The following is an 18,140-nucleotide window of genomic DNA, read 5'->3' on the forward strand; positions in this document are numbered from 1 at the left end:
AAAATAGCACCGCAGTAGCGGCGCCATTTTTTCTTAAAAAGTCACTACATCTTGATGACATCAAAAACCGTTTTCTTCTTATCTTTAAAGTCGTACAAAGTAATCACGCCTTCCTTCATATCTCCCTTGTTATCAAATGCAATATTACCAACGAGACCTTGCATTTTGGTGTCAGGCATTACCGCCAATATCTTCGCCGGATCAGTTGAATTTGCACGCTTCATGGAGTCAACTAAAACATAAACAGCATCATATGTGAAAGGTGCATAAATCTGAACATCTGAATTAAAGCGTTCTTTATAACGTTTCTGGAAGTCGGCGCCTTGCGCCATCTTAGATAGAGCCATACCCGCTTCAGAGCAAGTCACATTAACAACTGCTTCACCTGCCAATTCAATTAACTTCTCGGTGCACATGCCGTCACCACCAACTACCTTGGCTTGTATCCCAAGCTCTGCCGCTTGCTTTGCCAATGGACCACCTGTAGCATCCATGCCGCCATACATAATGACATCAGGCTTACTGCCTTTTACTTTAGTCAAAATCGCTTTGAAATCAGTTGCTTTGTTATTGCTTGCTTCGCGCGTTACTACCTTTAAACCAGCTGCCTTAATAGTTTTTTCAAACTCGTCAGCCAAACCTTTTCCGTATTGAGTTGAATCATCAATGATGGCAACCGTTTTTGCCTTCAAAGTATTAATAACGTAATTCGCCAATGCGGGGCCTTGCTGCGCATCTGTGGCTACCAAACGATAAGTAGTTTTAAAACCTTGCTTTGTGTAGTCAGGGTTAGTTGCAGATGGAGAAACCTGAGTAATTCCTGCATCACTATAAATTTTTGAGGCCGGAATACTAGTGCCAGAATTTAAATGCCCCACCACTCCAGCCACCTTAGCATCAACCAATTTTTGGGCTACTTGAGTTGCCGTTTTAGGATCTTCCGCGTCATCTTCAGGAACTAGGGTAAGCACAACTTTTTTTCCATCAATAGTTAGCCCTGATTTATTAATTTCCTCAATCGCTAAGCGAGCACCATTCTCATTGTCTTTACCCAAGTGGGCAATTGGTCCCGTTAGAGGGGCGACATGTCCAATCTTTACCTCTACTGCATCAGCAGGAGTTGCTGCAGTTTTATCGCCACCCTTACCGCAGCCTGCCAAAATCAAAGTCGCTACCGATATTGCAATAGCACTTTTCATAAAAATTACTTTTGACGCTTTTAAATGAGTCATGTAAAGCTCCTCTGTTATGAATAAATACTTCAGTCAACTAAATTTTTAGGTAATGAAAAAGTGACATCCTCTACCACTCCATCCAAAGCACGAACCTGTCTTGGGCCAAACTCTTGAATGCGTTGAACAATAGATTGGGCCAAACTCTCTGGAGCCGAAGCACCGGCCGTTAAACCAACGCGCTTTTTGCCCACAAACCACTCAGGCTTTAATTGCTCGGGGGAATCCACCATGTAAGAAGGAACGCCTAGCTTTTCAGAAAGTTCACGCAAGCGATTGGAGTTCGAGCTAGTCGCACTTCCCACCACAATGACCACCTCAACTTGGGGCGCCATAAATTTGACCGCATCTTGACGGTTCTGGGTGGCATAACAAATATCTTGTTTGCGAGGCTGAACAATATTGGGAAACTTTTTCGTTAGTGCTTCAACAATTTCTTTTGTCTCATCTACTGAGAGTGTTGTCTGGGTAACGAAAGCAATCTTCTCATCGGCAGGGAACGGCAAAGAGTCGACATCGCCAACCTTCTCGATTAAGAAAACACCTTCCTTAACTTGACCCATGGTCCCTTCAACCTCAGGATGCCCAGCGTGACCAATCATCAACACTGTATAGCCATCCTTACACATCTTAACGACCTCAAGATGAACTTTAGTCACCAAAGGACAAGTTGCGTCATACACCTGCAAACCTCGCTCCTGAGCATCTTTGCGCACCTCTTGAGAAACGCCATGCGCACTAAATACAACAATGCCACCCTTGGGAACTTCATGCAATTCATCAACAAATACTGCGCCCTTCTCCCTCAATTCATTCACAACATAAGCGTTATGAACAATCTCGTGACGAACATAAATTGGCGCACCGAAACGATTAAGAGCTTCATTCACAATATTGATTGCACGATCTACGCCCGCACAAAAACCACGCGGCTGAGCCATCAAAATTTCAGCGTCATCAGAATGCATCATCACTTACAGAATCGCCACAATTTCTGCTTCAAAGGTCACGGGCCTGCCTGCAAGAGGATGATTAAAGTCAAACCACGCACCCTCTGCATCAATCGATTGCAATACACCCGCATATTGAGCACCACCAGGTGCATTGAATTCAATCACATCACCAGGATTAAATTCGACATCATCATCGCGACCTTCTTTAAGCGCTTTCAAAGAAACCCACTGCACTAAGTCTTCTTTACGCTCGCCAAAACTTTCTTCGGGCGCAAGTACTGCACTTTTTTTCTCGCCAACACCTAAACCTAGCAATACCTTTTCAAAACAAGGAGCAAATTGTCCAGACCCCATCAAAACCGTAGCAGGACGATCAACAAAGGTGTTGATGTAATCCTCCCCATTAGGCAGAGTGAGCCGATAGTTGAGAGTCAAATAGGAATTAGGCAAAACAGTAAGCTTAGTCATAAGGTGATTGTATCTAGGCACGCGGCAGATGTGCATTCCCCGATAAGCAACTGGCCAAAAAATGAACAACCCAGAGAGAAATTACGCCTAAATGGGGCAGCAACACTCTCAGACGCAGAATTATTGGCCATCTTCTTGCGAGTGGGGGTCAAGGGCAAAAGCGCAGTAACTCTAGCCAAGGATCTACTCCATCATTTTGGAAGCCTACCCAGGCTACTAGCGTCCACCCCTGAAGAATTAACACGCATTCACGGCATGGGAATCTCCAAATGGTCGCAAATTCAAGCTGCCTATGAACTGGTTAAGCGCAGTCTTAAAGAAAACTTGAGTACAGACCCTATTTTTTCCTCACCAAACCATGTTAGAGAGTTCTTGCAGGTCAAAATTGGACGACTACCCCATGAGGTATTTCTGTGCCTTTATTTAGACTCTCGATTACATCTCATTGAATGTGATGAACTTTTTAGGGGCTCCATTACCCAAACAGCTATTTACCCCCGAGAAATCCTCAAGGAAGCCTTGGCTAAAAATGCCAGCGCCCTGATCGTGGCTCACAATCACCCCAGCGGCAATCCTCTTCCTAGCGAAGCAGACCAAGAACTCACCAAGGTGCTTATTAATGCCCTGCAATTAGTAGATATTCAGCTTTTGGATCACTGCATTGTGAGTGGTAGCGGATTTTTCTCGTTTTCCGATGCAGGCCTTATGAATAATTAGATAAATTGAAAGTGATTACTAACTTATAAGACTTTTTTGCCAGTATTGACCCTTTTCGCATGCAATTCCCACTAAACAAGCCTAATTAGGGCTAGCCCAAAATACCTTAGGACTGATACAATCTTCTTTTTTCGCAATTAATGGAGTTATGTCATGGCAAAAGTTTGCCAAGTCACTGGGAAGAAGCCGATGGTTGGCAACAATGTATCCCATGCAAACAATAAAACAAAGCGTCGCTTTTTGCCGAATTTGCAAAACCGTCGTTTCTGGGTTGAATCTGAAAACCGTTGGATTAGCTTGCGCTTAACCAATGCTGGTTTGCGCGTAATCGACAAGAACGGCATCGATGCTGTGTTGTCTGATCTCCGTGCACGTGGCGAAATTTAAGGAGCGCACAAATGGCTAAAGGCGGCAGAGAAAAAATCAAGTTGGAGTCATCAGCAGGTACTGGTCACTTCTACACTACTTCAAAAAACAAGCGTACTAAGCCTGAGAAAATGGAGATCATGAAATTTGATCCAACCATTCGCAAGCACGTCGCTTACAAAGAAACAAAGCTCAAGTAACATTACTTACAGCAATAAAAAACCCGCTAAGTAGCGGGTTTTTTATTGTCGAGAAAATATAAAAATTATTACTGGCTATGACTTGCTTTTAAGCTCAAGCGTAGCGACGCAACCTCAGAGAGAAATCGCGCAAGTTACTTAAACCACTTTCTTCGGCGCGTTGACACCATGCATGTAACTGCGCAAGAAGCTGCTCTCTCGAAGCCGAAGAACGGCCCCAAATTGCTTGCAGTTCACGGCGCATTTCAATCATCTTGCGTAACTGAGCATTAGTTGCCATCAGCTCTTCAAGGTTTGCCTTCTCTTGCTCAGTCAAACGAGACTCGTCTTTGGCCAACCAGGTGCGTGCATCGCTTAAATGCGCTGCCAAAACCTGCATATGCTGAACTTCATTGCTAAAGAAGCTGCGTAGCGTCTTACTATAGCGCGCCATGATTTCATAGCGGTTTGCAATGATGGCTTCTAAAGTATTTTGATCTGCTGGACGTAAATCGCTTAGCACAGGCTTAGGCGGAGTCTTCTTCACAGTAGCCAAGCCAACAGCGCTCATGAGCTTGATGTACATCCAACCAATATCAAATTCGTACCATTTGTTTGAGAGCTTTGCACTTGTTGCAAAAGTATGGTGATTGTTATGGAGCTCTTCACCACCAATCAAAATTCCCCACGGCACAATATTTCTAGAGGCATCTTCGCAATCAAAATTACGATAACCCCAATAGTGACCGATTCCATTAATGATGCCAGCGGCAGTAATTGGAATCCATAGCATTTGAACCGCCCAAACAGTTAGGCCAATCGCACCAAACAACACCACATCAATGATGAGCATGATGGCTACACCCTGCCAAGAAAACTTGGAATAAATATTGTGTTCAAGCCAGTCGTCTGGAGTGCCATGGCCATACTTCTCTAGAGTCTCTTTATTTTTTGCTTCTTTTTTATAGAGCTCAGCACCTTGGTAGAGAACGGTATTAATCCCTAAAACTTGTGGACTATGGGGATCATCAACAGTTTCACATTTAGCATGGTGCTTGCGGTGAATGGCGGCCCACTCTTTAGTAACCATCCCCGTGGTTAACCAAAGCCAAAATCGGAAGAAATGAGAAACAACTGGGTGCAGGTCCAAGGCGCGATGCGCCTGGCAACGGTGCAAGAAAATAGTGACTGCGGCAATCGTGATGTGGGTTGCTACCAGAGTAAAAATGGTAATTTGCCACCATGACCAATCCAAATATCCATTAGCAAGCCAGTGGAGAAACAAATCAAAACCTGAAACTGTATTCAAAAGGGAATCCCTCAAGAGGTTTAAAGTTCTATTTTAGTTCTTCAGCAGACTTCTTGTTTTTGACCTTAGTCGTCTTTTGATCATCTTTATTCAATATCGACGTCTGAGCTAAAGCCTTCTTTTGAAAGACAGCGCCAAAAAAACCATCTGTTCCGTGAATATGCGGCCATAACTGCCACCAAGGATTATCAGGAATGCATCCTAAAGGTAATTTATCCTTTGGAAACAATGGCTTAAGAACTTCTGCTGCTGGAACAGCCTCAAATTGCGGGTGTTTTGCCAGAAAGTCCTCAGCAATAGCTTGATTCTCCTGAGGCAATAGACTACAGGTGGCATAAACCAAGCGTCCACCAGGTTTTAATAAGCGGGCCGCAGAAGACAATATGCTCATCTGCTTTTGATTGAGCTCTAAAACCCCATCGGGAGTTTGGCGCCACTTTAAATCTGGATTGCGTCGCAAGGTGCCCATGCCACTACAAGGGGCATCAACTAGAACGCGGTCAATTTTTCCAGCTAGACGTTTGATCTTGGCGTCATTTTCACTATCTATCCACACAGGATACACGTTAGAAAGCCCGCTGCGCGCCTGTCTTGGCTTCAAATTGGCCAAACGACGCTCCGATGTATCCAAAGCGTACAAACGACCTGTAGAGCGCATAAGCGCTCCAATCGCCAAGGTCTTTCCACCGGCGCCAGCACAAAAGTCCACAACCATCTCACCACGTTTAGGCGCAAGGAGATAGGCCAGGAGTTGACTACCTTCATCTTGGACTTCAAACATGCCAGCCTTAAATCCAGCAGTGTTTTGTAAAGCAGGCTTACCCATAATGCGTACACCATCAGGTGCATATGGAGTGGGGATTGCCTGATAACGTCCACCCAATGCATTCATCTGCGCCAACAATTCCTCGCGATTGGTTTTCATGGTGTTCGCACGCAAATCTAGGAGAGCTGGATGCATTAAAGACTTCGCTAATTCCTCACGACTTTCTTTGCCGGGATATTCACCAAATGCATCCCACAACCATTCAGGTAAATTATTACGAACGAGCGGATTTAATGCGGCGGGATCAACCATTGCAAAACGCTGCAACCATTCATATTCACCTGGCTTCAGTACATGCGCCAAATCAGCAATAGCACTCTCTGCCCGATTCGCGGAACCTAAGCCACCTTCAGACAAAGCAGACAGCAAACCCAATAGAGCTAAGCGTCTAGCCTGAGAACCCTCGCCACTGGAGGCAAATTGAGAGAACTCATTTTTTCGACGCAAAATAGCAAATGCACTTTCAGCAATCAAAGCACGATCGCGGTTACCAAGCTGAGGTTCTGTTCGGAAATAACGGCTGACTACTCGGTCGGCAGGCTGATCAAATTTGAGCAATTCGGGCAGCAATCGCTCAAGATGAATCGCATGCTGCGGCAAAGCTTTTGCGTTTGAAAAATTCTTTTGGCCTTCTGGTGCAATCAAATTACCGCTGGCATTACGACGTTCGGGACGTCGCAATGGATCTTTCGATTTCGCTGCGTAACTTTTATGCGGAGCAAGTCTCTTGCCGGGCTTACGGGTTGGACGTTCTGCGCTCATAATTTAAAAAATTGCGATTCTGGGGGTTGTAACTTCACTTGATTACCTTCTATTCGCAATCGTCCATCAAGGAACCATTTTACGGCCCGCGGATATATTTGATGTTCAGCAGCCAAAACACGGGCTGCCAAGACGTCCGGATTATCGCCCTCCAGCACTGGAACTGAGGCCTGACAAATAATAGGACCCTCATCCACCCCCTCATTGACAAAGTGGACAGTAGCCCCATGCTCTTTCACTCCAGCCTCCAAAGCGCGCTCATGAGTATGCAAGCCAGGGAAAGCAGGCAATAAGGCGGGGTGAATATTGATTAATCGGCCCTCAAAATGACGAATAAACCCAGGTGTCAAAATTCTCATAAAGCCTGCTAGAACCACCAAATCAGCCCCTAAAGCATCAATCTGCTCAATTAGAGCCCTATCAAAGGATTCTCGACTCGGATGCTCCTTATGTTCAATTACATAAGCTGGAATGCCCTGAGAGCGAGCAAAATCAAGGCCTTTAGCCGCAGAATGATTGGCGATCACCCCCGCGAAAGTGACTGGCCAATGCTCTTTTTGAGCGGTTTTGACAATGGCTTCGAAATTAGATCCGCGGCCTGAGATTAAGGTAACGATAGAAGGCATGCCCACAATATAATTGATGGCTACCCTGAAAGCGATTTTGTGAACGTATTCCGTGGCCCCAACCAGTTTTCTGCAGGACAAGCTTGTGCCTTAACCATCGGCAATTTCGATGGCGTGCACAGGGGTCATCGCGCCCTACTCAAAGAGCTAGTGGATGGCGCCAAGGAACGCGGCCTGATAAGTTGCGTGATGACATTTGAGCCGCATCCCAAGGAATTCTTTTCTCCAGAGCAAGCCCCACCACGCATTCTCAATTTGCGCGATAAATTAGCTGCACTTGCAGGGCTCGGCATCGACCGAGTTGTAGTGGAGCATTTCAATACGGCTTTTTCGAAACTCTCACCTGAAGAGTTTGTCGCCGAAATTATTGTGAAGCGCTTAAATACAAAATGGATTTTGATCGGTGATGATTTTTGCTATGGAGCAAAACGTGCTGGTAATTTTGCAAGCTTAAAAGCTGCTGGTGAAAAATTTGGTTTTGAAGTTTCTAGCATCCAAACTGTTCAAGAAAATGGCGAGCGGATTTCAAGCTCTGCTTTGCGTTCTGCCTTAGCCAATGGTGATATGAAATTAGCCGAAATATTATTGGGTCGCCCTTACGCAATTTCTGGACATGTGATTCATGGTCAACAGCTTGGGCGTCAATTGGGCTTTCCAACCCTAAACCTAGCAGTAGCAAACCATCTGCATCATCGCAAACCAGCGACTACAGGTATATTCACTGCGCAAGTAGTAGGTTTGGCTGACAATCCCCTGCCTGCCGTGGCTAGTTTAGGAGTAAGGCCTACTGTTGAAGATCAAGGTCGCGTACTTCTTGAGACGCACATCTTTGATTACCAACAAGATGTTTACGGAAAAATTATCACCGTTGAACTCTTAGAAAAAATTCGTGACGAGGAAAAGTACGACAACCTCGATGCGCTTACCAATGCTATTGCGGCAGATGCAAAGCATGCCAGAAATTATTTCCAGAAAAAAGCTTATGTCTGATAAAGAAAACTCTTATCCCGTAAACCTGCTTGACACATCGTTTCCAATGCGCGGAGACCTTGCAAAACGTGAACCGCAATGGGTAGCGCAATGGCAAAAAAATAAGATTTATGAAAAGATTCGCGCAGCCCATGCAAATCAACCAAAGTTTATTTTGCATGATGGGCCTCCTTACGCCAACGGTGATATTCATATTGGTCATGCCGTAAATAAGATTTTGAAAGACATGATTGTCAAATCTCGCTGGCTCATGGGCTTTGATTCCGTCTACGTTCCTGGCTGGGATTGCCATGGCATGCCAATCGAGATTCAGATTGAAAAAGAATTTGGCAAAAATCTACCGACCGCAGAAGTTCAATCTAAAGCCCGTGCTTATGCGCACGTTCAGGTAGAGAAGCAGAAGAAGGATTTTGAGCGCTTAGGAGTTTTGGGAGATTGGAATAACCCATACCTCACGATGAACTACCGTAACGAAGCTGATGAAATCCGCGCATTAGGCAAGATTTGGGAAAAAGGTTATGTTTTCCGCGGACTAAAACCGGTGAACTGGTGCTTTGATTGTGGTTCTGCACTTGCAGAAGCTGAAGTGGAGTACCAAGATAAAACTGACCCCACGGTCGATGTCGGTTTTGCTTTTGATGATGCGCAGCGTCCACTACTAGCCAAAGCTTTTGGACTCTCCGAGCTTCCCAATAAACCAGGTCAAATTGTGATCTGGACAACTACTCCGTGGACCATTCCTGCTAACCAAGCAATGAACGTCCACCCTGAGCTCACATATGCTCTCGTTGATGTTGGTGATAAGTTATTGATCCTCGCAAAAGATCGCGTAGAGCCTTGCTTACTAGACTATGGCTTGGAAGGTAAAGTAATTGCTACTTGCAACGGCGCCCAACTAGCTAACATTTCTTTCTGGCACCCCCTTGCATCGTTACATGATGGCTACAAGCGCCTCTCTCCAATTTATCCGGCTGAGTATGTCACCTTAGATACTGGTACTGGTATTGTGCATTCGGCGCCTGCTTATGGCGAGGAAGACTTTAAGTCTTGCAAAGCAAATAAACTTGCCGATAAAGATATTTTGAATCCAGTAATGGGTAATGGCGTGTATGCATCATGGTTACCTCTTTTTGCCAATGAGTACATCTGGAAGGCGAATCCCAAGATTGTCGAAGCTATGCGTGAAGCTGGCAGCCTGCTTAGAGATAAAACCTACACTCACTCTTACATGCATTGCTGGCGCCATAAGTCGCCCATTATCTATCGCGCAACCTCGCAATGGTTTGCAAGTATGGATAAAAAACCTTCAGATGGTAAGGCTAGCTTGCGGGAATCGGCCTTAGCAGGAATTGATAGCACCGAGTTTTTTCCAGCTTGGGGCAAACAACGCCTTCACAGCATGATTGCCAACCGTCCCGATTGGACCCTTTCTAGACAACGCCAATGGGGCGTTCCAATGGCCTTCTTTGTGCACAAGGAAAGTGGTGAGCCACATCCACGCACTATTGAGTTGCTTGAGGAAATTGCCAAGCGTGTAGAAAAGGAAGGTATTGAAGCTTGGCAAAAATTAGAGGTTGCTGAACTGCTTGGCGAAGAGGCAAATCAGTATGAAAAGAACCGTGACACTTTAGATGTGTGGTTTGACTCTGGTACAACGCACTGGCATGTGATTCGCGGTTCGCATCGCGACGAGTTATTAACTGCAACTGCAGAAACCCCAGACGGTCGCTTAGCAGACTTATACCTAGAAGGCTCAGATCAACATCGCGGCTGGTTTCATTCATCATTACTGACTGGTGCGATGCTCGACGGCAAGCCGCCATACAAAGCACTCCTCACTCATGGCTTCACCGTGGATGGTCAGGGTCGAAAAATGAGTAAGTCGGTAGGCAATGTCATCGCCCCACAACAAGTCGCAGACAAGCTAGGCGCTGAAATCATTCGTCTTTGGGTAGCCTCTACAGACTACTCGGGTGAAATGACTATCTCCGATGAGATTCTGAAGCGAGTGACTGAAAGTTATAGACGTATTCGCAATACCTTGCGCTTCTTGTTGGCCAACCTATCTGATTTTGATCCTAGCCAACATACGATGTCAGCGGACCAATGGCTTGAGATTGATCGCTATGCGGTAGCCCTTGCGAATGATTTGCAAAACGATATAGAAACGCATTACAAAGCATATGAATTCCAGCCTGCGGTTGCACGCATGTTGACTTTCTGTTCTGAGGATTTAGGCGGCTTCTATTTAGACATTCTTAAAGATCGTCTCTACACCAGCGCACCCAATTCATCTGATCGTCGCACTGCTCAGAATGCTCTATTTCATATTACTCGCAACCTTTTGAAGTGGCTGTCTCCATTTCTTTCCTTTACTGCTGAAGAAGCTTGGAAAGACTTTCCACATGGGTCAGAAAACAAACCTGCTGAATCCATATTTATGGAAGAATTTGGCCAGTTCCCAGAAATTACTCATGCTGATGAACTACTTGCAAAATGGAATCGCATTCGGGAAATTCGATCCGAAGTTACCAAAGCAATCGAAATAGAGCGTGAGGCAGGTAATGTTGGATCATCTTTACAAGCTGAACTCACAATTAAAGTGGGTGATGTAGATTTCGCTATTCTCCACTCGCTGGAAAATGACTTGCGTTTTGTCACGATTACTTCTAGCGCCAATATCGAACTTAGCAATCAAGGTCTAGAAGTTTTGGTGCGCGGCAGCCAATACAAAAAATGTGGTCGCTGCTGGCATCACACTAAAGATGTTGGGAACAATACTGATCATCCTGAATTATGCAGTCGCTGTATTAGCAACTTATTTGGTGATGGTGATCATCGCCTCTTTGCCTAAGAATGCTCTTAATGAATAGCCTAACCCTGCTTCGCTATCTCGCAATTGCCACGATCGTGCTCTTGCTTGATCAACTTAGCAAGTGGTCAGCGCTAAGTTATTTGCAAATGGGTGTACCCGATCCCGTACTACCTTTTATGAACTGGTTGCTTCTTTTTAACCCAGGTGCAGCATTTTCATTTTTAGCTCAAGGCTCTGGTTGGCAGCGCTGGTTCTTCACCATTCTTGGCATAGGCGCATCTATCTACATTATTTATTTGCTCTACAAAAGCCAAAGCGACAAACTACTCTGCATAGCCTTAAGCCTGATCCTAGGTGGGGCGCTTGGTAATGTCCTTGATCGATTCATGTATGGCGCAGTAGTGGACTTTATTGACCTCTATTACGGTAACTGGCATTGGCCAGCATTCAATATCGCTGATAGTGCTATCTGTATTGGTGCCGCCCTCATTATTTGGGGGGAGTTGCGCAAGTCATTTGGCAAATCTGCCCAATCCCATTAAGCTGGCGCCATGCAATCACTTTTAAATAAAAAGATCGTTCTTGGAATCTCTGGCGGCATCGCAGCCTATAAGGCTCCCGAACTTGCACGTCAATTGATGCAAGAGGGCGCAACCGTTCAAGTGGTGATGACCGAAGCTGCACAGCAATTTGTAACTCCCGTGACAATGCAGGCCCTTACTGGAAACCCAGTTTATTTAAGTCAATGGGACAGCACTATTCCAAATAATATGGCGCATATTGAGTTATCGCGCTCTGCCGATGCCATTTTGATTGCGCCTGCGAGCGCTGATCTGATGGCTAAGCTTTCATTAGGTATAGCTGATGACCTATTAACAACGCTTTGTTTGGCGAGAGATTGTCCCCTGCTGCTAACCCCAGCAATGAATAAACAAATGTGGGAACATGCGGCTACCCAAAGAAGCGCAAAAAGACTAATGGATGATGGCGTTGCCCTTTTAGGCCCCGCAAGCGGCTTTCAAGCATGTGGGGAAGTGGGTATGGGCAGAATGCTCGAGCCATCAGAAATTACTGAGCAAGTCATTGCCTATTTCCAGAAAAAATCGCTAGCTGGCAAAAAGATATTAATAACAGCAGGGCCCACGTTTGAGGCAATCGATCCAGTACGAGGCATCACCAATCACAGCTCAGGAAAAATGGGTTTTGCTATTGCACGAGCTGCTATTGAAGCTGGCGCTCAAGTCCATCTAATTGCGGGTCCTTGCGATCTTGAGACCCCGCTACTGGCGACCGGACAAATTATTCGCACGAATGTCATCAGCGCAAAAGAAATGCATGCGGCTACGCTTAGCGCAACCGACTATGATGTCTTTTTTGCAGTAGCCGCTGTAGCTGACTGGGGCATCGCCAAACCAGCAAAAGAAAAGATGAAACGCCAAGGCAATCAGGCGCCCACCCTCGAATTTGTTGCCAACCCAGATATTCTTCTAGATGTCGCAAAAACAGTGAAGACGAAGTCAGGCAAACCTTATCCTTACTGCGTCGGTTTCGCGGCTGAGTCAACTGATCTTGAAAAACATGCTACCGAGAAACGCAAACGCAAAGGCATTCCAATGGTTGTTGGCAACATTGGCCCAGATACCTTTGGCAGCGATCTCAATCAATTATTGGTCGTTGATTCTGCTGGTAGCAAAAAAATTGCTAAGGCTGAAAAACTTCAGCTTGCCCGTCAACTCATTCAGTTAGTTGCCAAGAAAATCTAAATTCAATTCTTTGTAGTTCATTTTTTACCTACCTGCTTTAGGACATCTCATGCAATCACTTCAAGTCAAAATTCTCGATGAACGGATGCGCGATCAGCTACCTACTTATGGCACCCCTGGTAGTGCGGGATTGGATTTACGCGCCTGCATAGATGAAACAATTGAAATTGCGCCAGGTCAAACAGTTTTAGTACCTACTGGTTTGGCAATCTACGTAGAAGATCCACGCTACGCTGCATTTATTCTTCCTCGCTCAGGCCTTGGCCATAAGCACGGCATCGTCTTGGGCAATCTCGTAGGCTTAATCGACTCTGACTATCAGGGGCAGTTGATGGTAAGCACCTGGAATCGCGGATCTACGCCATTCAAGCTTGAACCCATGGAGCGCTTGGCTCAGTTAGTTGTAATGCCAGTTCAACAAGTCGAACTTAAGGTTGTTGAAGAATTTACCGAGAGCAGTCGTGGCGCAGGTGGATTTGGTAGTACTGGGCGGGGCTAACTAAAATCAACCAGCCCTAGTTAACGCTCTTTTGCGATTTAGTACTAAAGGCAGAAAACCCAAAAGTAGGCCACCAACCCCCATCATGACCGTAAACGAATCAAATGTAGGGATGCTGTAAATTGCAACAAAGACCATAAATATGCCGGAAGCGCCTGGCCATAAGACATGTACTATGGCCGAACCCAAACCAGCATTTAATCTCTCTCGGTAATGCCATGCACAAGCAAAGCCAGTGAGACTCATGTAAAAACAAATCTGAAAACCTATAGCCAAAATTGAGCTAGTCAAGATAGCTTTAACAGAGGGCATAAAGGAAGAAGAAAAAAGCAAAGTCACACCCAAAAACCAGATAACAAAAGTTGCAACCCACGGCGTTTTATATTCCTCATGAATCCTTGCGTAGATAGGGTGCAACATACCATCACGAGCCATAGCAAACATGCTGCGGCTAAACTGCAATATCTGTGTTTCTATCGTCCCTACCGTACTTAATATGGTGCAAAAAACAGCCAGATAATTCCATGGAGTCGGAAATAATTTGCTGGAAATTGCAAAAAGTATATTTGTTCCAGATTCAGCAATCTCTTTATCAGTCAGTGCTATTAGAACTACAACCATCATCAATACAAAAAAGAGCATCATATTTAAGACCGACCAAAAGGCTCCTTTGCCAGCAGCTCCATCCGAATTCTGACCCCCTTCCTTACTCTCCTCGCTTAAATTCATAGTGACATCCCATCCCCAAAAGAAAAAGATGGCTGTCAAAGCGCCTGTAGCAAATACCTGTGGCGTAAATGAGAGTGGAGAAATCCATACAAAAGAAGGTGGATGCGCAGGAGTTGACCAATAGCTGATTAACCCACCAACAATAAGCGAAATTAAAATTAAAGACTCAAAAAGAGTGAGGGTAATTTGCATGAAGCTGGAATGTTTTATTCCGCGACCAACGATCAGAGAAACCATGGTTAACCAACCAGCAGCTATTACCGCAATGTATTTCGTGTTCTCAGCATAATCAGGGGCAATTAATAATAAGGTAGAGCTAGCAGCAGGAATAGTGGCCGACACCATAAAAAATATAGAGGCTATCAATAGACCCCAGCCAGCGAAGAACCCCCGAGTTGGCCCAAATACATGACCAACCCAAGCATATGCTGCGCCAGCATTTGGCTGAATTCGGCTTAAATTAATAAAGGCCAAGGTGATACCAAACATGATTAGGCCGCAATACAAAATACTGCCTACAGATAAAACGCCTACAGAAGCTACAATCGCAGCGCTTGTCACAGCTACACTAAATGCAGGTGCAGTCCCTGCAATCCCCATAATGATTGACTCAAATACACCTAGAGAATTTTTTGCCAAGCAACCAGATGTACTCATATATCAAAACCATCACGCAAGTTGTCTAAAGGTGAATTCTATTGGTAATTAATAAGAAAAAATAAAAAAGCCACCCAGAGGTGGCCTTTTTTAAATACGCATGCTTATTTACGAATATGCGCTTTGCGAGCTGCATCTTGTGACATGCCAGCACCAGCGCCTTCACGAGACTCTTTTTCAGCAGTAATTTCCTTGCGGCGCTCCTTGCAAGATCCAGCAATTTCTTGCAAAGCCTTACGAGCACGGGCAGCAGATGCTTTAATGCCTTTACCTTGAAACTTTTCGTTTTCAGCCTTGTAAGTTTCAAAAGCTTCTAATAATTTATCGTGATGAGACATATTTTCCTTTTTGGTTTTATCTATTCAATTCGTTAATCAATTAAATTTCTTCGGCTGGTGCTACATCAGCTTTTGTTGCCTTTCCTGGCAATATAGGAGCATCAAAATTCAACAGCACCTTACCATCGGCATCAATATCAACATCTACATGTCCACCTTGGGCCAACTTGCCAAACAAAAGTTCGTCGGCAAGGGCTTTACGAACAGTATCCTGAATAATGCGCTGCATTGGTCTTGCGCCCATTAATGGGTCAAAACCATGTTTAGCCAAATGCGCCCTTAGTGCTGGACTAAAAGTGGCATCAACCTTCTTCTCATGAAGCTGCTCTTCAAGCTGCATTAAGAACTTATCAACGACGCGCATGATGATGGACTCATCCAGCGCTTTGAAGGAAACAATAGCGTCCAAACGATTGCGGAACTCAGGAGTAAAGAATTTCTTAATATCCGCCATCTCATCGCCAGATTCACGTGCATTGGTAAAGCCAATAGTCGATTTTTGCATCGCCTCAGCACCAGCATTCGTAGTCATGATGATGATTACATTACGGAAGTCGGTTTTACGACCATTGTTATCAGTCAATGTTCCGTGGTCCATCACCTGCAAGAGGATATTGAAAATATCTGGGTGAGCCTTTTCAATTTCATCGAGCAAGAGTACGCAATGCGGCTTTTTATTAACGGCCTCAGTAAGAAGACCACCCTGATCAAAGCCTACGTATCCAGGTGGCGCACCAATCAAGCGACTAACTGCATGACGCTCCATGTACTCAGACATATCGAAACGTAAAAGCTCAATACCAAGAATGTAAGCAAGCTGCTTTGCAACCTCAGTTTTGCCAACCCCAGTTGGTCCAGAGAACAAGAAGGAGCCAATTGGACGATCAATCTTACCGAGACCAGCGCGAGTCATCTTAATAGCACTGGCCAAAGCTTCAATAGCTGGATCTTGTCCAAACACCACACTCTTAATATCGCGGTCTAAAGTCTGTAACTTGCTGCGATCATCAACAGTGACTGATTGAGGCGGTATGCGTGCAATCTTGGCAACAATCTCTTCAATCTCTGGCCGACCAATAGTTTTCTTCTGTTTCGATTTTGGCAAGATACGTTGGGCCGCCCCTGCTTCATCAATTACATCAATTGCCTTATCAGGTAAATGACGATCATTGATGTAGCGCGCAGAAAGCTCTGCCGCGGCAACTAACGCACCCGCCGCATACTTCACACTATGATGCTCTTCAAAGCGGGATTTCAGACCACGCAAGATCTGCACGGTTTGATCCACTGTTGGCTCTACTACGTCAACCTTCTGGAAACGACGAGATAAAGCTGCATCCTTTTCAAAAATACCGCGGTACTCTGTAAAAGTAGTCGCTCCAATGCACTTGAGCTGACCATTAGACAAGGCAGGTTTCAAAAGATTGCTTGCATCTAAAGTTCCGCCAGATGCAGCCCCTGCACCAATCAACGTATGAATCTCATCGATAAACAAAATGCCATGAGCATGATCTTTGAGGGATTTGAGAACACTCTTTAAACGCTGCTCAAAATCACCGCGATATTTAGTGCCTGCTAATAAGGCGCCCATGTCTAATGAATACACGGTGGCATTGGCCAAAATGTCAGGCACATCGCCTTTAACAATTCTCCAGGCCAATCCTTCAGCGATCGCAGTCTTGCCAACACCTGCCTCGCCCACCAATAACGGATTGTTCTTGCGGCGACGGCAGAGGACTTGTATCACACGCTCTACCTCGCTCTCACGACCGATGAGTGGATCAATCTTGCCTTGCCTTGCCATAGCATTCAGATTTTGCGTGTACTGCTCTAAGGGACTTTCTTTGCCTGAAGATGCAGCCTCCTCAGTCTCTTGAGTGGACTCAACTGGCTTAACATGCTCAGCCTGATCCTTACGTACACCATGACTAATGAAGTTCACCACATCCAAGCGAGTAACTCCCTGTTGTTGCAAGAAGTACACCGCATGAGAATCTTTTTCACCGAAGATTGCAACCAATACATTTGCACCGGTAACTTCTTTTTTGCCATTTGATGTGGACTGCACATGCATGATGGCCCGCTGAATCACACGCTGAAACCCTAGCGTTGGCTGCGTGTCAACTTCATCGTTACCAGGCACCACTGGGGTGTTGTCATTGATGAAATTTTTCAATTGAGCCCTCAGCTCTGCGATATTGACTGCGCAAGCCTTTAAGACTTCAACAGCTGTCGCATTGTCCAATAAAGCGGCAAGCAAATGCTCAACAGTAATGAACTCATGTCTTGATGCCCTAGCGTCAACAAACGCCATGTGCAAACTCACTTCTAATTCTTGGGCAATCATGCTTCCTCCATAGTGCACTGTAGTGGGTGGCCCGCTTCACGGGAGAGTTCAATAACTTGATGCACTTTGGTGGCAGCAACATCGCGGGTAAAAATCCCGCAAACACCTTTGCCAACTAAATGTACCTGCAACATGATGCGCGTAGCTGTTTCATGATCTTTATTAAAATACTCTTGAATCACCATCACTACAAATTCCATTGGTGTGTAGTCATCATTCAAGAGCAAAACCTTATACATCGAAGGAGCCTTAACTTGCTCGACCTGCTTTTCAAGAAGAATAGTGTCATCGGCATATGGATTACTCGGTATGCCTGTAGTGGGATTTTTAGGTTTGCGACTCATGAGAAACATTCTAAACACAGATGCTGAAACTTTTATTTACTGGGGTCTTGTTGCGTAAAACCCGCAAAAACCCCTCTTAATAACCATATTGGGGCATTTTTCGATAAAAAAAGGGGTATTTACTAGGGGGGATGCCTATATAACTCCTTGACACCCCTCCAAAAAGGGCAAACAATCAGGGGGTAGGCCTTTAAAGAGGTTCTATTTAGGCGTGTTGTGG

At 45.2% G+C, this 18,140-nt stretch carries 18 protein-coding genes; 8 read left to right on the top strand and 10 right to left on the bottom strand.

Features of this window, described 5'->3' with window-relative positions:
• Positions 1–44: 44 nt before the first annotated feature.
• The 3 genes from FD973_RS09310 to FD973_RS09320 all read right to left on the bottom strand — a co-directional run bounded on the left by FD973_RS09310 (position 45) and on the right by FD973_RS09320 (position 2,653).
• Complete coding sequence (locus FD973_RS09310; protein ID WP_371816885.1) at positions 45–1,199, bottom strand: branched-chain amino acid ABC transporter substrate-binding protein; 1,155 nt, start codon at positions 1,197–1,199, stop codon at positions 45–47.
• 62 nt (positions 1,200–1,261) lie between these two features.
• The gene (gene ispH, locus FD973_RS09315) at positions 1,262–2,203 is read right to left on the bottom strand and encodes a 4-hydroxy-3-methylbut-2-enyl diphosphate reductase (RefSeq protein ID WP_215324775.1); all 942 of its coding nucleotides are present in this window, start codon (positions 2,201–2,203) and stop codon (positions 1,262–1,264) included.
• A gap of 3 nt (positions 2,204–2,206) precedes the next feature.
• Positions 2,207–2,653: a peptidylprolyl isomerase gene (locus FD973_RS09320; protein ID WP_215323160.1), complete on the bottom strand. Its 447-nt coding sequence runs from the start codon at positions 2,651–2,653 to the stop codon at positions 2,207–2,209.
• Positions 2,654–2,683: 30 nt separating this feature from the next.
• Here FD973_RS09320 and radC point away from each other — a divergent pair, with 30 nt between their 5' ends.
• The 3 genes from radC to rpmG all read left to right on the top strand — a co-directional run bounded on the left by radC (position 2,684) and on the right by rpmG (position 3,936).
• Positions 2,684–3,370 carry a DNA repair protein RadC gene (gene radC / locus FD973_RS09325; RefSeq protein ID WP_251368766.1) on the top strand — a complete coding sequence of 229 codons (687 nt, stop codon included), beginning with the start codon at positions 2,684–2,686 and terminating at the stop codon, positions 3,368–3,370.
• Positions 3,371–3,523: 153 nt separating this feature from the next.
• Complete coding sequence (gene rpmB, locus FD973_RS09330; protein ID WP_011903570.1) at positions 3,524–3,757, top strand: 50S ribosomal protein L28; 234 nt, start codon at positions 3,524–3,526, stop codon at positions 3,755–3,757.
• An 11-nt stretch (positions 3,758–3,768) separates the two neighbouring features.
• The gene (rpmG, locus tag FD973_RS09335; protein ID WP_015421876.1) at positions 3,769–3,936 is read left to right on the top strand and encodes a 50S ribosomal protein L33; all 168 of its coding nucleotides are present in this window, start codon (positions 3,769–3,771) and stop codon (positions 3,934–3,936) included.
• A 94-nt stretch (positions 3,937–4,030) separates the two neighbouring features.
• On the opposite strand, the gene FD973_RS09340 is transcribed toward rpmG, so the two are convergent.
• The 3 genes from FD973_RS09340 to purN are packed head-to-tail and all read right to left on the bottom strand — an operon-like array spanning position 4,031 to position 7,438.
• Positions 4,031–5,224: an acyl-CoA desaturase gene (locus FD973_RS09340; RefSeq protein WP_215323164.1), complete on the bottom strand. Its 1,194-nt coding sequence runs from the start codon at positions 5,222–5,224 to the stop codon at positions 4,031–4,033.
• A gap of 28 nt (positions 5,225–5,252) precedes the next feature.
• On the bottom strand, positions 5,253–6,812 hold the full coding sequence (locus tag FD973_RS09345; protein ID WP_215323166.1) for an RsmB/NOP family class I SAM-dependent RNA methyltransferase: 1,560 nt from the start codon (positions 6,810–6,812) through the stop codon (positions 5,253–5,255).
• A complete protein-coding gene (purN, locus tag FD973_RS09350; protein WP_215323167.1) occupies positions 6,809–7,438 on the bottom strand; it encodes a phosphoribosylglycinamide formyltransferase in 630 nt (209 codons plus the stop codon). The genes FD973_RS09345 and purN overlap by 4 nt, the downstream gene beginning before the upstream one ends.
• Before the next feature lie 39 nt (positions 7,439–7,477).
• Here purN and FD973_RS09355 point away from each other — a divergent pair, with 39 nt between their 5' ends.
• The 5 genes from FD973_RS09355 to dut are packed head-to-tail and all read left to right on the top strand — an operon-like array spanning position 7,478 to position 13,505.
• Positions 7,478–8,428, top strand: a complete 951-nt coding sequence (locus FD973_RS09355) for a bifunctional riboflavin kinase/FAD synthetase (protein WP_215323168.1) — start codon at positions 7,478–7,480, stop codon at positions 8,426–8,428.
• Positions 8,403–11,282 (top strand): isoleucine--tRNA ligase, encoded by a 2,880-nt coding sequence (ileS, locus tag FD973_RS09360; RefSeq protein WP_371816886.1) that lies wholly within the window; start codon positions 8,403–8,405, stop codon positions 11,280–11,282. Before FD973_RS09355 ends, ileS begins: the two co-directional genes overlap by 26 nt.
• An 11-nt stretch (positions 11,283–11,293) precedes the next feature.
• Complete coding sequence (lspA, locus tag FD973_RS09365; RefSeq protein WP_215323170.1) at positions 11,294–11,785, top strand: signal peptidase II; 492 nt, start codon at positions 11,294–11,296, stop codon at positions 11,783–11,785.
• A 9-nt stretch (positions 11,786–11,794) separates the two neighbouring features.
• Positions 11,795–13,006 carry a bifunctional phosphopantothenoylcysteine decarboxylase/phosphopantothenate--cysteine ligase CoaBC gene (coaBC, locus tag FD973_RS09370; RefSeq protein WP_215323171.1) on the top strand — a complete coding sequence of 404 codons (1,212 nt, stop codon included), beginning with the start codon at positions 11,795–11,797 and terminating at the stop codon, positions 13,004–13,006.
• A 49-nt stretch (positions 13,007–13,055) separates the two neighbouring features.
• On the top strand, positions 13,056–13,505 hold the full coding sequence (dut, locus tag FD973_RS09375) for a dUTP diphosphatase (protein ID WP_215323173.1): 450 nt from the start codon (positions 13,056–13,058) through the stop codon (positions 13,503–13,505).
• A 6-nt stretch (positions 13,506–13,511) separates the two neighbouring features.
• On the opposite strand, the gene FD973_RS09380 is transcribed toward dut, so the two are convergent.
• From FD973_RS09380 to clpS, 4 genes are all read right to left on the bottom strand, one after another.
• On the bottom strand, positions 13,512–14,891 hold the full coding sequence (locus FD973_RS09380) for an APC family permease (protein ID WP_215323175.1): 1,380 nt from the start codon (positions 14,889–14,891) through the stop codon (positions 13,512–13,514).
• Between the two features lie 104 nt (positions 14,892–14,995).
• Entirely contained in the window at positions 14,996–15,229 is a 234-nt protein-coding gene (locus FD973_RS09385) for a hypothetical protein (protein ID WP_068320954.1), read from the bottom strand.
• A gap of 40 nt (positions 15,230–15,269) precedes the next feature.
• Positions 15,270–17,576 carry an ATP-dependent Clp protease ATP-binding subunit ClpA gene (clpA, locus tag FD973_RS09390; RefSeq protein WP_215323177.1) on the bottom strand — a complete coding sequence of 769 codons (2,307 nt, stop codon included), beginning with the start codon at positions 17,574–17,576 and terminating at the stop codon, positions 15,270–15,272.
• Positions 17,573–17,929 carry an ATP-dependent Clp protease adapter ClpS gene (clpS, locus tag FD973_RS09395; protein ID WP_371816887.1) on the bottom strand — a complete coding sequence of 119 codons (357 nt, stop codon included), beginning with the start codon at positions 17,927–17,929 and terminating at the stop codon, positions 17,573–17,575. The genes clpA and clpS overlap by 4 nt, the downstream gene beginning before the upstream one ends.
• Between the last annotated feature and the right edge of the window lie 211 nt (positions 17,930–18,140).

Origin of the sequence: Polynucleobacter sp. MWH-Braz-FAM2G (assembly GCF_018687635.1) — a bacterium.
Classification (GTDB): domain Bacteria; phylum Pseudomonadota; class Gammaproteobacteria; order Burkholderiales; family Burkholderiaceae; genus Polynucleobacter.